Origin of the sequence: Methylosinus sp. KRF6, assembly GCF_018887255.1 — a bacterium.
In the GTDB taxonomy this organism is placed as follows: domain Bacteria; phylum Pseudomonadota; class Alphaproteobacteria; order Rhizobiales; family Beijerinckiaceae; genus Methylosinus; species Methylosinus sporium.
In genome coordinates this window covers 3561244-3576595 of the sequence record NZ_JAHLJF010000001.1, presented here as the reverse complement: position 1 = coordinate 3576595, position 15352 = coordinate 3561244, and the positions used below count along the sequence as shown (strand labels likewise).

The window sequence follows — 15352 nt, the reverse complement described above, 5'->3', positions numbered from 1 at the left end:
CAGACCTCTCGCGACGATCATACGCTTTCGGCGAAGGGAGACAACCGCCTCACCTCTGCGCCGGCGCGATCTGATTGCGCGGATCGTCCTTCGGATTGACGTAATCGATCGCCCAAGGCCCCATGCCGTCGATCTGAATCACCGTCTCCTGGTCGAAGAAGGCGTAATGCGCCACGCCCGGCGGCATGATCGAAAAGGCGCCCGGCGGAAGCTCCTCGACGCTGGCGCGATCGGCGGCGGCGCCGAGGCCGAGCCGCATCCGCCCGGAGACGACCGACACTACCTCCGCCTTCGGATGCATATGCGGCGGAATTCGATAGCCCTGCGGCGCCTTCAGCCGCATGACGAACAGCCCCTCTTTCGTCGGATCGCCGAAAAGCACGGCGGCCTCCGCCCCAGCCGGCAGAGACGCCGGCGCTGCCGTAAAGCGCAGATCGTCCGGCATGAGGACCTTGTGCGTTCCGACCTGATCCGCCGCCGTCGACGACGCTGAAAAAAGCGCGGCGACAGTGGCCGCCGCAATGATTGCAAGGGCGCGTCTCATCTTCGCCTCCTCCATTCGCGAACTGGCTGATCGCACACGCGGGCATATAGGGCGCAGTCACCCGACAGCCGAGCGGAATGATTGAAATTACGGCGCTTTTTTGGTGAGCGACGAGAATTCGCGGCGCAGTAACACTCGAGCAACCTCCTTGCGCCATATTTCCGCTCGTCTCGCGGATAAAGCGACCGAGTTCGCATGTATCGTCTAGTAACTTGTGCTGGAGAGTAATGTCATGAAGTCGCGAGATGCCTTGGTTCGGCTGAAACGTTTTCACGCCGAAGAGTGCCGGCGCCGCGTGGCGCAGCTTCAGACGATGATCGCCGAATTCACCCGTATGACCGGCGATCTCGATCGCGAGATCGCTCACGAGGAGCAGCGGGCCAATATCAGCGACCCCAATCATTTCGCCTATCCGACCTATGCGCGCGCCGCGCGCACGCGCCGCGACAATCTTCTGCGCTCCGTCGCCGACCTCCAGGACCAGCTGGTCGAGGCGGAGACTCATATGAAAGATGCGGCCGAGGAGCTGACCAAGGCGCAGGGCCAGGAGGCCCGCGACCGCGGCGGCGACCGAATCATCGACATGGTCGTCGAACGGCGGGTGTGACGGTTTTGCGCCTCGGCCGGGAGAGCGGCGACGCTCGATCGCCCGCAGGGCGTCGAGCCTGCCTCCGGCTCGGCGGCTTCCTCCATCCTCGGAGCGCGGCGGACAAGTCTCAGCCGGCTTTCAGGCTTGCGGTCGCAGCGCGGCCATGCCAGTGAGTGCGCGCGCTCCGCACCGGGAGCGCCGAACTCGCAGCGCCCCATGAAAAAAATTTTGGAATATGTCTGGCCTCTCGTCGGGCTGGCGGCGGTCATCGCCTCTTTCTATCTTCTCTATGGCGAATTTCGTGGCGAATCTGTCGGCGAAGAGGTCTGGGCCGATCTTCGGGCCATTTCGGTCTCACATTGGATCGCGGCCGGCTTCTGCTCTCTGCTCGCCTATGCGGCGCTCGCCTGGTACGACCGCATCGCTCTGCTCCACCTCGGCGTGAAGCACATCTCGATGACCTTCATCTCTCTGTGCTCCTTCACCACTTACGCGCTGTCGCACAATATCGGCGCATCGGTGTTTTCTGGGGCGGTGGTGCGCTACCGGGCCTATTCCACCAAGGGCCTGACCGCTGGCCAGGTGGCTGTGCTGGTGGTGCTGTGCTCCTACACTTTCGGCCTGGGCACAGTGCTGCTCACCGGCCTATTGCTGACCTATCAGCCGAGCCTGCTCGGCCGTCTCTCCGGCATGTTGCCGGACATGCTCACCAATGAGCATACGGCGCTGATCATCGGGCTCTCCTGCCTCGGCGCCGTGGCGCTCTATGTCATCGGCTCGCTGATGCATTTCAAGCCGATCGATCTCGGCAAGATCCATGTGATGTATCCGCGGCCCGAGGTCATGATACGGCAAATGTTCGCCGCGCCTCTGGAACTGATCGGCGCCGCCGGCATTATTTATTTCGCTCTGCCGGAGGGCAGCAGCACGCCCTATATCGTCGTGCTCGGCACTTTCCTCCTGTCCTTCTCGGCCGCGCTCGTCTCCCATGCGCCCGGCGGACTCGGCGTATTCGAGCTCATCTTCATCAAGGCCATGCCGGATGTGCCGCGGCTCAAAGTGCTCACGGCGCTCCTGGTGTTCCGCCTGCTCTATCTCATCATCCCGCTGCTGTTCGCGCTCGTCGTCGTGCTGCTGTTCGAGCGCGGACGTCTCGCCGAGACTTTGCGCGGCCGCGCCGACAGCGAGAGCTGACGTCGGATCGGACGGCGAGAAAAGGCCCTGAAACGACGAAGAGCCGGCCGCCTTCCGAGGCGCGCCGGCTCTTCGTTTTTAATAGAAGCGCCGTTCCGGGCGCCGAAATCACATGCGGTACTGCTGCAGACGGGTGGTCCGCAGACCGGCGAGGCCATGCTGGTCGATCGACATCTGCCAGCTCAGAAACTCGTCCACCGTCAGCGTGTAGCGGGTGCAGGCCTCCTCGAGGGAGAGCAGTCCGCCGCGCACCGCCGCGACCACTTCGGCCTTGCGGCGTATCACCCAGCGCTTGGTCGTGGGCGGCGGCAGATCCGCGACGGTCAAGGGGCTGCCATCGGGGCCGATGACATATTTGACACGCGGACGATGCGTCTCGGTCATTTTGTTACTCGCATACTCTCACGATCACTCGACCCCTCCTCTATAGGCGAGGCGATTTAACATTTGCCTAAGCCAAACTCCTGTGTTTGCGGCCAATTGAGAAGTCCGCGTTTACCATAGCTCGCGGCGGATGCGCGCGAGGGGACGAAAACTCGCTCCCGAGAGGCGCATCATCGCGCCGCTCGCGCGGCGAGCGATCGGGAATCCAAAGCAATAGCGCGTGTCTTCGCTTCGGCTCCGATCACGCGCCCTACTCGCCCGCGACGCGCTCGACCTTCACTCGGGCGAGGCCCGCCGATCGAAAGCCGAGACATTGCGCGGCATGGACCGAGACGTCGATCACTCTTCCGCGCACGAAAGGACCGCGATCATTGATCGTGACGACCACCGAACGGCCATTGCCGAGATTGGTCACGCGCGCCTGCGAGCCGAAGGGAAGGCTGCGATGGGCCGCCGTCAACGCCCCCACACGGCCTCCGCTCGCCGTCCGGCCATGATAGCCGTAGTAAGAGGCCTTACCCACCCAGGATTGTCCTGCCCCGGATTGCCCGGCCCAGGATTCGCACGCCGCCGTCGTCGAACCTGCAACAATCGCCGCTCCGATGATCCATTGTTTCAATGCGCTATCCCCCATGCCGTTTCTCTCCCGACGGCCGGCCGAGCTCGGACGGCGCTATCGAGTAGACCTGCGCTAAGGGCGAGTTGTGATCAAATAGTGGCGAGAGCGCCAGCGCCGGATTTTGCCTAGTTCCACACAAGAAGCCCGAGTAGTCTGCCCGAACTATTTCAAGATAATCTATACTAAATCCTCAAATATAGACTAATGTATTTTGCAATATATTTGTCATCGATCTACTTTTCTGTGACATAAATGGCACAGATTTCGAGAATCTGCAGCGAGGCTGTCAAGCTTTTTCGTGAAGAGGAGGATCGAGCGCAAAGCGACCGGGCCGGGCGAGCGCGAAAATGAGACGATGGCGCTATAGAGGAGCGCGAGCGCGCCGCCATTTTGGATCGGCAGCGTCGCGGCCGGCATGGCCGACGATCTTTCCGCCGCTTCCCTCAGGAAGCGGTTCTGCACGGCAAAGACATGGCGGAAACGCCCCTGCCCGGGCGCCTTCAGCGTTCCACCTCCCTCGAGGGGAGGTGGAACGCGCGCCCGCGCCGAGGGTTCGAAATCAGATCGAACTTACTTGGCGACCTGCTTGAGCTCGGCGTCAGCCGCCTTCACATGATCGCCGGCGGGCGCGAGATGATTTTGGCGAGCCTCCTCGATCGCCGCTTTCAAATGGTCGATCGCAGCCGCGAGATGCGCGTCGGGCTGGAATTTCTGCAGGGACTCGGCCTTTTCGAGCGCGAGATCGGCGTGATAGGCGACCAGCCCGGTGTCCTTCAGCTTGACCTGAGTGATCGCTTCCTCGACGTGATGGGAGGCCCGATCGAGCCGATCGTCGGCACGAGCCAGCGTCGAGGCGAAAAGAGCGCCGCCGAAAGCAAGCGTGAGAGCGGCGGTTCTGAGCTTCATGGTCGTTTCCTCGTGATCCGGCAGCCTGCACATCGTCACTGAGCGTTTCGATTATTCGCGGTCGCCGAGGATCATGTCGCGCATTTAAATGCAAGTCGGGGCGGCTTACTAGCCCATGAGAGGGATTTTCGGCCGCGCCCGCCGCGACTCACCAGAATTTCAACGAGGCGAGCAGACCTTTCTGCGCGGCCCGACGATCCTGTTCCTTGAGCTCTAGGAGGAGTTGCCGCGCGCTGGCGCGCAGGTCGAGCAGCTGCTCGTCCGAAACCTCGAAATCGACGGCCGCCGAGCGCAATTCCCGGCGCGCCGCGTCGAGCTTTTCTTGCAATAGGGCGATCAGAGAATTCTTTGCCATTTTTGTTCTCTCTCACTCGCTTGGGCGAGCCTGAGAGCGGGAGCGGCAAGAGCGCTCGAATTCCCTTTGAGGGGCCTCAATCAGATTCGCCGGTCGGGCCGAGGCCCTCGGTTGGTCGGAACGCCCACGCTCGAGCGTCTCGGCGATTATCTTTGAAGTCGCGCCAATCCGCAATCGCGCCGCGGTCGCTTCGCGGATGGGCCGGAAAGCGAGCCTGCTCGCCGGCGCCATGATCATGCGCATCGACGCCCCTACCGCCGGGAGCCTCTCTCTCCCAGATTAGGCGGGGAAACCATGCGCATAGCGGAGGACCGAATGGGCGATCAGATCGAGCTCTCGCTCACGCTCGAGCGCGTCGACGCGGCGACGCTGCTCGAATGCCTCGAGCGTCAGCTCGAGTCGCTGCAGCGGATCGAGCAGGAGGCCGGCGACGAACTCTACGCCGCCGCGCAACGTGAGAAGGCCGCCATCATACCGGTGATCATGGCGCTGGAGAGCGCCTTGCGAACCAGCCGACCGCATTGAGATTTCACGTCATTGAATGACGAGATCCGCCTGTAGGGCGCCCGCGGTCTTGATCGCCTGCAGGATCGAGATGATGCCGGTCGGCTTGAGGCCGATTTGATTGAGCCCGCGCACCAGCGTGCGCAAGGTCGGCCCCTCCAGCGTCGCGACGCCGCCGACCTCCTCGGTCGCGGTGATGCGCGTCTGGGTCGTGACCGTCGTCCTGCCATTGGAGAAAGGCGCCGGCTGCGAGACCTCCGGCGTCTCATTGATGCGCACGGTGAGGCCGCCATGCGTCAACGCCACCGGCGAAATCTTCACGTCCTGGCCGATCACCACCGTGCCCGTGCGCTCGTCGATGACGACACGCGCGGGCGTGCTCGGCTCGACGCGCAATTCGCCGATTTCTGCGAGCAGCCGCGTCGCGCCGCCGCGCGTCGCCGTCAGCGCGACGCTGCGCTCGTCGCGCTCGCGCGCCAGCCGCTGACGATATTTTCCTTGCGTGTAACGATTGATGGCGTCGGCGATGCGCACCGCGGTCTCGAAATCCGGATTGCGCAGCTCCAGCACCAGCGCGCCATTGTCGCCGGAGGGACGCGGGGCGTCGCGCTCGATCGTCGCGCCATTGGGCACGCGCCCCACTGTCGCGACGCCGTGAGTCAGCGTCTCGTTCTGGCCGCCGACGGCGAAGCCCGAGACTGCGATCGGTCCTTGCGCGATCGCATAGACATTGCCGTCGATGCCGGTGAGCGACGTCAGCAGCAGCGTGCCGCCCATCAGCGAGGTGGCGTCGCCCATCGCCGACACGGTCACATCGATCGTCGAGCCGAAGCCGACGAAGGGCGGCAGCGCCGCCGTCACCATCACCGCGGCGAGATTGCGCGTGCGCAGCGCGCTGTTGCGCACATTGACGCCGAGGCGATCCAGCATGGAGGACACCGATTGCTCGGTGAAAGGCGCATTGCGCAGCGTGTCGCCCGTGCCCTGCAAACCGACCACGAGACCATAGCCGAGCAGCTGATAGTCCCGCACGCCGCGCGGAAAGGTAATGTCCTTGATGCGCACCGAAGCGAGCGCCGGCGCGCTCATCAACACGAGCAGAACCGCCGCGATCAATCTGCGCATCATCCCTCGCTCACGCGTATGGAGCCGTCCGGCTGCACGCGGCCATTGACGACGAGCCCGCTGTCCTGATTGCGCACGCGGATGAGATCGCCGACCGAGCCGGCCTGCAGCGCGGAGCCATAAGCGATGATGACCATGCCGCCTTCGTCGAAGACGATCTTCACCGAGGCGTTGATCGTCACGACCTTGGGGGCGTCGACCGCGATCGTCGGAATCGGCCGGTCCGGCAGCAGCGTGCGCCGCGCCACTTTGCCGATGAGCGCGCCTTTCGTCTCCGCGACCGAGCCGTCCGCGCCTGCGCCGAAGCCGAAAGCCCGTTCGCCGAGCATGGAGTCGCGAATGACGTCGCCGGGATAGATGACGGCGAGCGGCACGGGGAGCATACGCTCCTGCGCGCCGACCGGCGCGTGGCCGCAAAGGGCCGCGGCCAGCGCGAAAGCGACGAGACGCGGAAGGCGCATCATCTGATTCCTTTCGAGACCGTGCCCTCCATCTCGTCCACCGCCTGGATCACCTTGGAGCTGAGCTCGAAGGCGCGCTGCGCGGAGATGAGATTGACGAGCTCCTTGACCGGATCGACATTCGAGCTCTCGAGATAATATTGGCTGAGCGTGCCGAAGCCAGGATCACCCGGCACGCCGACGACCGGCGCGCCGGAGGCGACCGTCTGCCGGAAAAGATTGCCGCCCAGCGCCTCGAGACCGGATTCATTGGCGAAATTCGCGATCGTCAGCTGGCCGAGCTGCTGCGGCGTCGTCTGACCGCCGATCGTCGCCGAGACGATGCCCGATTGATTGATGGTGATCGCCGTGGCGTTGTTGGGAACCACGATAGTCGGCGTCACCAGATAGCCGTCGCCCGTCACCAATTGCCCATTGGCGTTGGTGCTGAAAGAGCCGGCGCGCGTATAGACCGTCTCGCTGTCCGGGCCGACGATCTGAAACCAGCCGCGGCCTTGCAATGCGAGATCGAGCTGATTGCCCGTCTGCGTGAGCGACCCTTGCGTCTGCAAGCTGCGGATCGCCGCGAGGCGCACGCCGAGGCCGGTCTGCGAGCCTTCCGGGATCGTCGCGTCGCGGCCGCGGTTGGACACGCCCTGCAAGCGGTCCGCCTGATAGAGCAGATCGGTGAATTCCGCGCGCGAGCGCTTGAACGCCGTCGTATTGATATTGGCGATATTGTTGGAGAGAACTTCGATATTCTGCTGCTGGGCGTTCATGCCCGTTGCCGCGATGGCGAGCGCTCGCATGACTTACCGTTCCTTTTTCAAATCGCCATACGGCTGATTTCCTGATAGGCGCCTACCGCCTTGTCGCGCACGGCGATCGCCGTCTGCAGAGCGCGCTCGGCCGACATGATCTCGTCCACCACCTGCTGCACCGAAGCCTTGCCCTGCACGCCGGCGATGGAGGCCGCTTCGCTCGACTTCACTTTGTCGACGACATCCGTCGTGACCTGCTCGAGCACTTGGGTGAAAGACGCGCCGTCGACCGACGACGCCGCCGCGCCCTTTGTCGCTCCGCTCAAGGCGGACACGCCCACATTGGAGGCGACCGAGGCGACGATTCCGGGAACGAGTCCGATCATTGGCTTCCCTTCAGCAGATCGATCGTCATGGTGAGCAGATCGCGCGTCTGCTTCATGACCTGGAGATTGGCCTCATAAGCGCGATTGGCTTCGCGCATATCGGCGACTTCCGTGAGAATATTCACATTCGGAAATTTGACGTTGCCGTTTTTGTCGGCGGCCGGATTGCCGGGATCGTGCTCCACGCGAAACGGCGTGCGATCGACGCCGACGGCGCCGATGTGGACGAGCTCCGCGCCGGTCGCGCGATCGAGCTCATTGGCGAAAGTGACCGTCTTGCGCACATAAGGATTGGAGCCGGCGGTCGCGCCCGTGGACCGCGCATTGGCCATGTTCTCCGCGACGACGCGCAGACGGGAGGATTGCGCCTCGAGGCCCGCCCCGGAAATTTTCATGGAGGCTTTGAGCGCATCCATCTCTTACCCCTTCAACGTCGACATCCACATTCCGTGGAAAGATTTCAATATGCTGGTGCTGAGCGAAAAGGCGCCTCGAATTTCGCCCGCCTTCATCATCTCCTGCTCGAGGCTGACCGAATTGCCCGAGAGGCTCGTCTCCCAATTCCCGCTCTCCTTGGGCGAGGAGGCGTGCGGATCGAAAGCCGCAGTCTGAATATGCAGACCATTGGTGCCCGCGAGCTCCAATGCGCTACGATCCAGAACCTTGGAGAAGGGCGCGACATCGACGGCCTTGTAGCCGGGCGTGTTGGCGTTGGCGATATTTTGAGCGACGGCCGACTGACGCGCGGAGAGCCAGCTCCGCTGCTTTTCGACGAGATCGAAGAGATAGACCGGCTCGACCATGATGCCCCGCGCAGATTTGGTAACGGAAAATTATCCGTTCGGTCTTGCGTCAGGCTGGACTTGCGACGGCGATCAGCGAGACGCAGCACGCGAGGCCTGGCCAGTGTTGTGCAGAAAGTGAATGAGCTCCGCGATCGGACGATAGAATTCCGTCGGAATCATCTTGTCGACCTCGACATGATCGTACATCGCACGCGTCAGCGGCGGGCGTTCGAGCACCGGAACGCCATTCGCCTCGGCGAGCTCCCTGATCTTGAGCGCAATGAGATCGGTTCCCTTGGCGACGACGCGCGGCGCGCCGCCCTCCTCGCGCACGTAGCGCAGCGCAATGGCGTAATGCGTCGGATTGGCGATGACGAAAGTCGCTTGCGGAACCGCCGCCATCATGCGCCTGCGCGAACGATCGAGCGCGATGGAGCGCAGGCGCGCCTTCATCATCGGATCGCCTTCCGACTGCTTGAACTCTTCCTTGATCTCCTGGCGGCTCATGCGCATGTCGCGGCGCCATTTCGTGCGGCTCCAGGCGAAATCGGCCATCGCCAGCAGGACCACCGGAATGCAGACGACGCTCGTCAGCCGAATGACCAGCTTCAGCAGCAGTCCGGGCGTCTGGCCCGGCTCGACGCGCATCGAATCGATGATGAGGCCGCGGTCGACATTGAGCGAAAATATCACGGCGCCGGCGATGATGACGATCTTGGCGACGGATTTCGCGAGCTCGACGAGGCCGGTGACGCTGAAGATTCGCTTCATGCCCTCCTGTGGCGAGATGCGCGACACATCCGGCTCGATGCGCTTGAAGACGAGCCGCGGCGAGCCCTGGACAAAGGCGGCGACGAGCGCCGAGACGATGAACATTCCGAGAATCGGCGCGAGAAATCCCGCAGTCTCCAGCACGACCGTCTGCGACTGCACGTAAGCGTCGGCGGCGTTGGTGAGCGAGAATTGTCCGACATTGCCGAGCATCAGCCCCAGCGAGCCGACCAGACGTGAGCCGATCGTCTGCACGACGAAAGCGGCGCAAAGCAGAAAAGTGAGAAAGAGCGTGGCGATCGACAAGTCGCGGGAGACGGGCGTCTTGCCCTCTTCCAAAGCGTCGAGAATTTTCTTCTCTGTCGCCTCTTCTGTTCGTGATTCCTTGTCTTCCGTATCGCTCATCGCTCAGAGGCCGTCATTCGGCGGCCTCCTCGGACGATGCGCTCGAAAGATCGATCTTGCCTTGCTCGGCCAGCCGCAGAACCGTGTCGGCGATAATTCGGCGGGCTTCCATTATGTCGCGACGCGGCAGCGTCGCCCCGCTCCCCAGCTCGGCCTCCACCATGCGCCGCGTGCGCGCCGACAGCGCTGCGAGCACGAAGTCGCGAACATCCACCTCGGCGCCGCGTAGCGCCATGATGACGCGATCGGCGGGAATGGCGTCGAACAAGATCATGCGCGCGCGGACATTGAGCTTGGTGATGTCCTCGAAATTGAACAACATGCCCTTCAGCGCTTCGGCGTCGCGCGGGCGCCGCTCGGACAGGCTGCGCAACAAGCCTTCGGCGTGCTCGCGCTCCATTTTATTGATGATGGCAGCGAGCTTGGCGTTCTTCGCCGCAGAAGCCGTGAGCTCGGAATTTTGTAGAAGATCCTCCTGCAAGGTGGTCTCGACCAGACGCAGCGCCTCGTCGGTCACCGCCTTGGACGAGAGCATCCGACGCATGACGTCGTCACGGAAATCGGCGGGAAGAACCGAGAGCGCCTTGGCTGCGCGCGTCGGATCGATCCGCGACAAGGCCAAGGCCGCCGTCTGCGGATGCTCCTTGGAGAGATAATCGATAAAGGCCGCTTCCGGCGCGGCGCCGACTCGATCCCAGACCGCGCCGTTGGAGCTACCGAGCACATCCGACATGATTTCGGCGATCTGCTCGGGCGGGATCACGCCCGCGAGCAGCTTCTCCGCCTCGCCCGCCGTGCCGCGAAGCTCAGAGCCGCCGCTCTCCAACTGCGCCATGAAATCGTCGATGAGCGGCTCTATGGCGCTCGCCGGGACCGCGCCGAGGCCGGCGGCGAATTTCGTGATCTGACGCAGTTCGTTCTGGTCGAAATGCTTCAGAACGCGCTGCGCCACATCCTTGTCCACCGACAGCAACAGCGCAGCGACTTTCTCCGGGCCATTGAGCGTGCGGCCCGCATCGGCCGCAATCAGACTGGTCATCGCGGGCTCCCGCCTCCGTCACATGCGCCGCGCGCCGCTCCCAGGCTCGATGAGCTCGGTGAGCGAGACCCCGAAGCGCGTATTGTCGTCCTCGACGACCACCACCTCGCCGCGCGCGATGAGACGTCCGTTGACGACGACATCGACCGGCTCGCCGATCTTCTGATCGAGCGGCACGACGGCGCCGCGCCCGAGCTTGAGAAGATTCGAGACCGGCATGGTCACAGAGCCGATCACCACCTGCATGACGACGGGAATGCGGAGGATAGACTCGAATCTGCGCGGGTCGATCTCCGACTCGCGCACCCGCTCCTCCATCATCAAATCCTCGCCGATCGCGCGCGAGCCGCCGATCAGCCGCTCGAGCTCCTCGCTCTTCGAGCTCTCCAAATCGAACTCACCCATGTCGATCTCTCCATTGTCGAGGCGGCCGTCGCATCGAAGCTCAGCCGCGCAGGACGTCGTCGATGAATTCCTGCTGCTGATCGACGAAATCGTCGATGCGGATCGTATAAGAGCCGTCCTTCTGGCCGATCTCGCACCAGAACAGCGACTGCCCTTCACACATCAGCGCGACGAGGCCCGTCGGCGACACGGGCAGCTCGATGACCTGCCCGATCTCGAAACGCGCCACATCGGCGAGGGTGATATCGGTCTTTTCCATCACCGCGCTCAGCGTCACCTCGGTCTGGGTGACGCGCTCCTTCATCTGCTTCGCCCAAAGCGGATCGGCGCCCGAGGGCGCAGAGGTCGACGCCTCCTGCGACAATGCGCGCCGCAAGGGATCGAGCGCGGCCTGCGGCAGGGCGACGAACAGCGCGCCTTCCGTTCCAAAGCCGCGCAAGCGGCAACGGCAGACGACGCAAAAGCCGCTTTTGCGCGCGCCCCCTGCGGGCTCGGGACGATTCTCCGCAGATTCGAGCGCGAAATTCACCCCGACCAATGAAGCGAAAGCCGCCTGAAGCGAATTCGTCACCCGCGCAAAGGCCAGTCCGCCGACGCGCGTCTCGATCGCAGTGAGCTCGCGCTCCGCCTCGTAAGCCGGCTCGGAGCCATCCGAGCCGAACAATCCTTCGAGCAGCGTGAAGACGAAGCGACGGTCCGCGCCGATCGTCGCCTTGGCGTCCGAGTCGGCGGCAACGACATAGGCCGCGGCGAGCGCCACGCGCTCGCATTCGATCGCGATGTCGCTCGCCCGCACGACCGTCACGGTCTCGACGGCGAATTGCATCGCGCCTTCGGCGAGGCCGCGCATCGACTCCTGCACTTGCGTCGCCATCGCGTCGAACACCGCGCGCAGAAGCGGCATACGATCGAGCGATGGTCCGCCGCCCGAGAGCAGACGCTCCTTCACTCCTTGCGAGGCGAAATCGACGGCGCCATTCATGCTCATGCCTATCACGCCGCCTCGGCGGCGCCGCCCGAAAGCGTCTCGTTCTCGACCTCGTCGATCGAAGGACGCTCGTGAGAGGGAATGGATTTACGTCCGTGCTCGACAGCGACTTGCGGCATGGCGCCGTTCATGAAGGCGAGCAGCGTCTGCTTGACGATGACATAGAGGTGGCATTCCTTGCTGCGCGCCACCTTCACCTTGAAGGCGAGCGGCGTGACAATGCCGTAGGACACGAAAATTCCGGCGAATGTGCCGACCATGGCGGCGCCGATGAGGCCGCCGAGCAGCTCCGGCGATTGATCCAGCGCGCCCATCGCCTTGATGACGCCGAGCACCGCCGCGACGATGCCGAGCGCCGGCAGGCCGTCGCCGACCGAGGTGAGCGCATGATAGGGCTTCAGCCGATCATAGCGGATGGCGGCGATCTCCTCGTCCATCAGCGCCTCGATCTCGAAGGTGCGGACATTGCCGATGATGAAGAGCCGGCAGTAGTCGCAGATGAAGGTGGTCATCTCCTTATTGGCGAGCACCTTCGGAAAAGCGGTGAAAATCTTCGATTCGGCCGGATTGTCGACATGCGCCTCGACCTCGTTGCGCGGCTTGCTGCGCAATTCGCGCATCAGCGCGTGCAGAAGACCGAGGATGTCGAGGAAGTCGCGATGCTTGGGGCCCTTGTCGAGGATGGCCTGGCCGAGCGCCTTGCCGGTGTCCATGATGACTTTGGTCGGATTGGCGACGACGAAAGTGCCGAGCGAGGAGCCCATGATGATCACGAACTCCCAAGGCTGCCACAGCACGATCAAATGGCCGCCGAGCGCGGCGAAGCCTCCGAACATGCATCCCATCGTGATGATCAGCCCGACGAAGAATCCCATGACGCCGTCTCTCCCGATGGAAATTCGATTAACGAATTAGTCATCCTCGCTTGCGCGAAGCTGACATTTTCTTTCAGCCTCACGCAAGCAAAACCGGTCAGCTTGCGTGACGAGCGGCGGGAATCGCGCCGCGACGCTGCGCACGGATATCGGCAACATGCAATCGGCTTTTTACGTCTCGCTTTCGGCGCAGGTTTCGGTCGACAAGCGGCTGGAGACGCTCGCCAATAACATCGCCAATGCGGCGACTCCCGGCTACCGCGCCGAGGGCGTGAGCTTTCAGCAGGTCGTTTCCCAAACGGATACGAGCAAGATCGCTTACGTGTCGTCCGGCAAGGATTTCATCTCGCGCGCGGCGGGCGAGCTCACCAAGACGGGCGACCCTTACGACATGGGCATAGTAGGCAAGGGCTTCTTCGGCATTCGCACGCCGGACGGAACCGCCTACACGCGCGACGGTCGTATGCGCATGAACGAGACCGGCGATCTGCAGACGGTCTCTGGCTTTCCGATTCTCGACGCCGGCAATTCGCCCATCGTGCTCGACCCGACCGCCGGACCGCCGATGATCTCGCGCGACGGCATGATCACGCAGAGCGGCCGCCAAATCGGCGCCGTCGGCCTCTTCGCCATAGACGAGACCGCAGAGCTCACGCGCGGGCCCAACGCGAGCATCATTCCTTCCAAGCCGGCGACCGCTGTGCTGGATTTCGTGCGCAATGGCGTTCAGCAAGGCTTCATCGAGGGCTCCAATGTCAATCCGATTCACGAAATGGCCAAGCTGATCGCCACGTCGCGCGCCTTCGACAGCGTGAGCTCGATGAACGATATGCTCGACAGCTCGCAACGTGAAGCCATTCGCACGCTCGGCGGCTCATGACGTCGCTGCAGCGTCTCCGTGAGGCGGTCGAGCGCCATCAGCGCCGCGCCGAGCCTATACGCGTCTTCGGGCTCGTGACCGAGGTGACGCCGTCGTATTGCCGCGTCAGCGGCCTGTCCGAATTCGTCGAGCTCGGCGAATGCGTGCGCATAGGAGCGCCGAAGGATGGCGCGCTGGGACAGGTCGTGCGCGTCGGCAAAGAGGGGGCGATCGTCAAATCTTTCGACAATCGCGTGCGCATCGGCCTCAATTCGCCCGCCTATCGCGCCGGCCCCATCGCGGTCGCGCCCAATCTCGACTGGTCGGGACGCGTGCTCGACGCATTCGCCCGACCGATCGATGAGCACGGCCCCCTGTCCGAGGGCGACTCGGCCTTCGACGTCGACGCCGCCGCGCCCAAGGCGATGCGCCGCGCCCGGGTGAACGTCGGCGTGCGCACCGGCGTCAAGGCGGTCGATTGCTTCACGCCGATCTGCGCCGGACAGCGCATCGGCATTTTCGCCGGCTCGGGCGTCGGCAAATCGACCCTGCTCGCCATGCTGGCGCGCGCGCCGGGCTTCGATAATGTGGTCATTTGCCTCGTCGGCGAACGCGGCCGCGAGGTACGCGAATTTCTCGACGAAGTGCTCGGCGGACAGGCGAGCGAGGCCATCGTCGTCGTCGCCACCGGCGACGAAAGCCCGATGATGCGCCGTCTCGCGCCGCTCACCGCGACGACGATCGCGGAATATTTTCGCGACATGGGACGCAATGTGCTGCTCATCGTCGATTCGGTGACGCGCTTCGCGCACGCCTCGCGCGAGGTGGCGCTGGCGGCTGGCGAGCCGCCGGTGGCGCATGGCTACACGCCGAGCATATTCGCCGATATTCCACGACTGCTCGAGCGCGCCGGCCCCGGCGAGGAAGGGAGCGGATCGATCACCGGCGTCTATTCCGTCCTCGTCGACGGCGACAATCACAATGATCCGATCGCCGACTGCGTGCGCGGCACGCTCGACGGCCATATCGTGCTCGACCGCGCCATCGCCGAACAGGGCCGCTACCCGGCGATCGATCTCAAAGCCTCGATATCGCGCCTCGCGCATCACGCGTGGAAGCCGGAGCAGCGGCATCTCGTTCAAAAGCTGCGCGCGCTGGTGTCTCGCTACGAGGATACGCGCGATCTGCGAATGCTCGGCGGCTATCAGCGCGGAGCCGACGCCGAGCTCGACCAGGCGGTCCAGCTCGTTCCAAAACTCTATGACGCGCTGACGCAGTCGCCGCAATCGCCGCCCAGCGTCGACCCCTTCCGCGAGGTCGCCGACAGGCTGCAGGGCGCAGCGCACGGCTGAGCGGGAAAAGCCAACGGCGCTCGGTCAACCAAACTTTCACTCCTTCACAGTCATGATCCCGGCCCT

The 15352-nt window shown here is 63.8% G+C and carries 21 protein-coding genes; 5 read left to right on the top strand and 16 right to left on the bottom strand.

Annotation, left to right across the window (positions count from 1 at the left end; genetic code table 11):
- Positions 1–49 precede the first annotated feature (49 nt).
- Positions 50–544, bottom strand: coding sequence for a cupin domain-containing protein (locus tag KP010_RS16965; protein WP_142862270.1), 495 nt, complete (start codon positions 542–544; stop codon positions 50–52).
- A 232-nt stretch (positions 545–776) separates the two neighbouring features.
- On the opposite strand from KP010_RS16965, the gene KP010_RS16960 reads away from it, so the two are divergent.
- Entirely contained in the window at positions 777–1151 is a 375-nt protein-coding gene (locus KP010_RS16960) for a flagellar export protein FliJ (protein WP_108916803.1), read from the top strand.
- A gap of 198 nt (positions 1152–1349) precedes the next feature.
- Complete coding sequence (locus tag KP010_RS16955) at positions 1350–2327, top strand: lysylphosphatidylglycerol synthase domain-containing protein (RefSeq protein ID WP_108916804.1); 978 nt, start codon at positions 1350–1352, stop codon at positions 2325–2327.
- A gap of 108 nt (positions 2328–2435) precedes the next feature.
- On the opposite strand, the gene KP010_RS16950 is transcribed toward KP010_RS16955, so the two are convergent.
- The 4 genes from KP010_RS16950 to KP010_RS16935 all read right to left on the bottom strand — a co-directional run bounded on the left by KP010_RS16950 (position 2436) and on the right by KP010_RS16935 (position 4591).
- Positions 2436–2711, bottom strand: coding sequence for a DUF1153 domain-containing protein (locus KP010_RS16950; RefSeq protein WP_018264629.1), 276 nt, complete (start codon positions 2709–2711; stop codon positions 2436–2438).
- A gap of 250 nt (positions 2712–2961) precedes the next feature.
- Positions 2962–3345: a septal ring lytic transglycosylase RlpA family protein gene (locus tag KP010_RS16945; RefSeq protein WP_142862269.1), complete on the bottom strand. Its 384-nt coding sequence runs from the start codon at positions 3343–3345 to the stop codon at positions 2962–2964.
- A 555-nt stretch (positions 3346–3900) separates the two neighbouring features.
- Positions 3901–4236 (bottom strand): small metal-binding protein SmbP, encoded by a 336-nt coding sequence (gene smbP / locus KP010_RS16940; protein WP_244594633.1) that lies wholly within the window; start codon positions 4234–4236, stop codon positions 3901–3903.
- Positions 4237–4384: 148 nt separating this feature from the next.
- Positions 4385–4591, bottom strand: coding sequence for a hypothetical protein (locus KP010_RS16935; protein ID WP_142862267.1), 207 nt, complete (start codon positions 4589–4591; stop codon positions 4385–4387).
- A gap of 315 nt (positions 4592–4906) precedes the next feature.
- Between KP010_RS16935 and KP010_RS16930 the strand changes: the two genes are divergently transcribed.
- Positions 4907–5116 (top strand): hypothetical protein, encoded by a 210-nt coding sequence (locus KP010_RS16930; protein WP_108916809.1) that lies wholly within the window; start codon positions 4907–4909, stop codon positions 5114–5116.
- Between the two features lie 9 nt (positions 5117–5125).
- Here KP010_RS16930 and flgI read toward each other — a convergent pair whose 3' ends face one another.
- The 11 genes from flgI to motA form a co-directional block, all read right to left on the bottom strand.
- On the bottom strand, positions 5126–6223 hold the full coding sequence (flgI, locus tag KP010_RS16925) for a flagellar basal body P-ring protein FlgI (RefSeq protein WP_142862266.1): 1098 nt from the start codon (positions 6221–6223) through the stop codon (positions 5126–5128).
- Complete coding sequence (gene flgA, locus KP010_RS16920; protein WP_108916811.1) at positions 6220–6684, bottom strand: flagellar basal body P-ring formation chaperone FlgA; 465 nt, start codon at positions 6682–6684, stop codon at positions 6220–6222. Before flgA ends, flgI begins: the two co-directional genes overlap by 4 nt.
- Positions 6681–7469 (bottom strand): flagellar basal-body rod protein FlgG, encoded by a 789-nt coding sequence (flgG, locus tag KP010_RS16915; protein ID WP_108916812.1) that lies wholly within the window; start codon positions 7467–7469, stop codon positions 6681–6683. The genes flgA and flgG overlap by 4 nt, the downstream gene beginning before the upstream one ends.
- Before the next feature lie 17 nt (positions 7470–7486).
- Positions 7487–7807 (bottom strand): flagellar hook-basal body complex protein FliE, encoded by a 321-nt coding sequence (locus KP010_RS16910; protein WP_216281234.1) that lies wholly within the window; start codon positions 7805–7807, stop codon positions 7487–7489.
- Positions 7804–8223, bottom strand: coding sequence for a flagellar basal body rod protein FlgC (flgC, locus tag KP010_RS16905; protein ID WP_142862264.1), 420 nt, complete (start codon positions 8221–8223; stop codon positions 7804–7806). The genes KP010_RS16910 and flgC overlap by 4 nt, the downstream gene beginning before the upstream one ends.
- A 3-nt stretch (positions 8224–8226) precedes the next feature.
- Positions 8227–8610, bottom strand: a complete 384-nt coding sequence (flgB, locus tag KP010_RS16900) for a flagellar basal body rod protein FlgB (protein ID WP_142862263.1) — start codon at positions 8608–8610, stop codon at positions 8227–8229.
- 72 nt (positions 8611–8682) lie between these two features.
- Entirely contained in the window at positions 8683–9768 is a 1086-nt protein-coding gene (locus KP010_RS16895; protein ID WP_142862262.1) for a flagellar biosynthesis protein FlhB, read from the bottom strand.
- Positions 9769–9781: 13 nt separating this feature from the next.
- A complete protein-coding gene (locus KP010_RS16890; RefSeq protein ID WP_142862261.1) occupies positions 9782–10807 on the bottom strand; it encodes a flagellar motor switch protein FliG in 1026 nt (341 codons plus the stop codon).
- Positions 10808–10825: 18 nt separating this feature from the next.
- Positions 10826–11128, bottom strand: a complete 303-nt coding sequence (gene fliN, locus KP010_RS16885; protein ID WP_244594639.1) for a flagellar motor switch protein FliN — start codon at positions 11126–11128, stop codon at positions 10826–10828.
- A 124-nt stretch (positions 11129–11252) separates the two neighbouring features.
- Complete coding sequence (locus KP010_RS16880) at positions 11253–12200, bottom strand: flagellar motor switch protein FliM (protein ID WP_142862260.1); 948 nt, start codon at positions 12198–12200, stop codon at positions 11253–11255.
- 5 nt (positions 12201–12205) lie between these two features.
- A complete protein-coding gene (gene motA, locus KP010_RS16875) occupies positions 12206–13075 on the bottom strand; it encodes a flagellar motor stator protein MotA (RefSeq protein ID WP_108916820.1) in 870 nt (289 codons plus the stop codon).
- A 157-nt stretch (positions 13076–13232) separates the two neighbouring features.
- Here motA and flgF point away from each other — a divergent pair, with 157 nt between their 5' ends.
- Positions 13233–13955: a flagellar basal-body rod protein FlgF gene (gene flgF, locus KP010_RS16870; protein ID WP_108916881.1), complete on the top strand. Its 723-nt coding sequence runs from the start codon at positions 13233–13235 to the stop codon at positions 13953–13955.
- Complete coding sequence (fliI, locus tag KP010_RS16865; RefSeq protein ID WP_108916821.1) at positions 13952–15286, top strand: flagellar protein export ATPase FliI; 1335 nt, start codon at positions 13952–13954, stop codon at positions 15284–15286. Before flgF ends, fliI begins: the two co-directional genes overlap by 4 nt.
- The last annotated feature ends 66 nt before the right edge of the window (positions 15287–15352 follow it).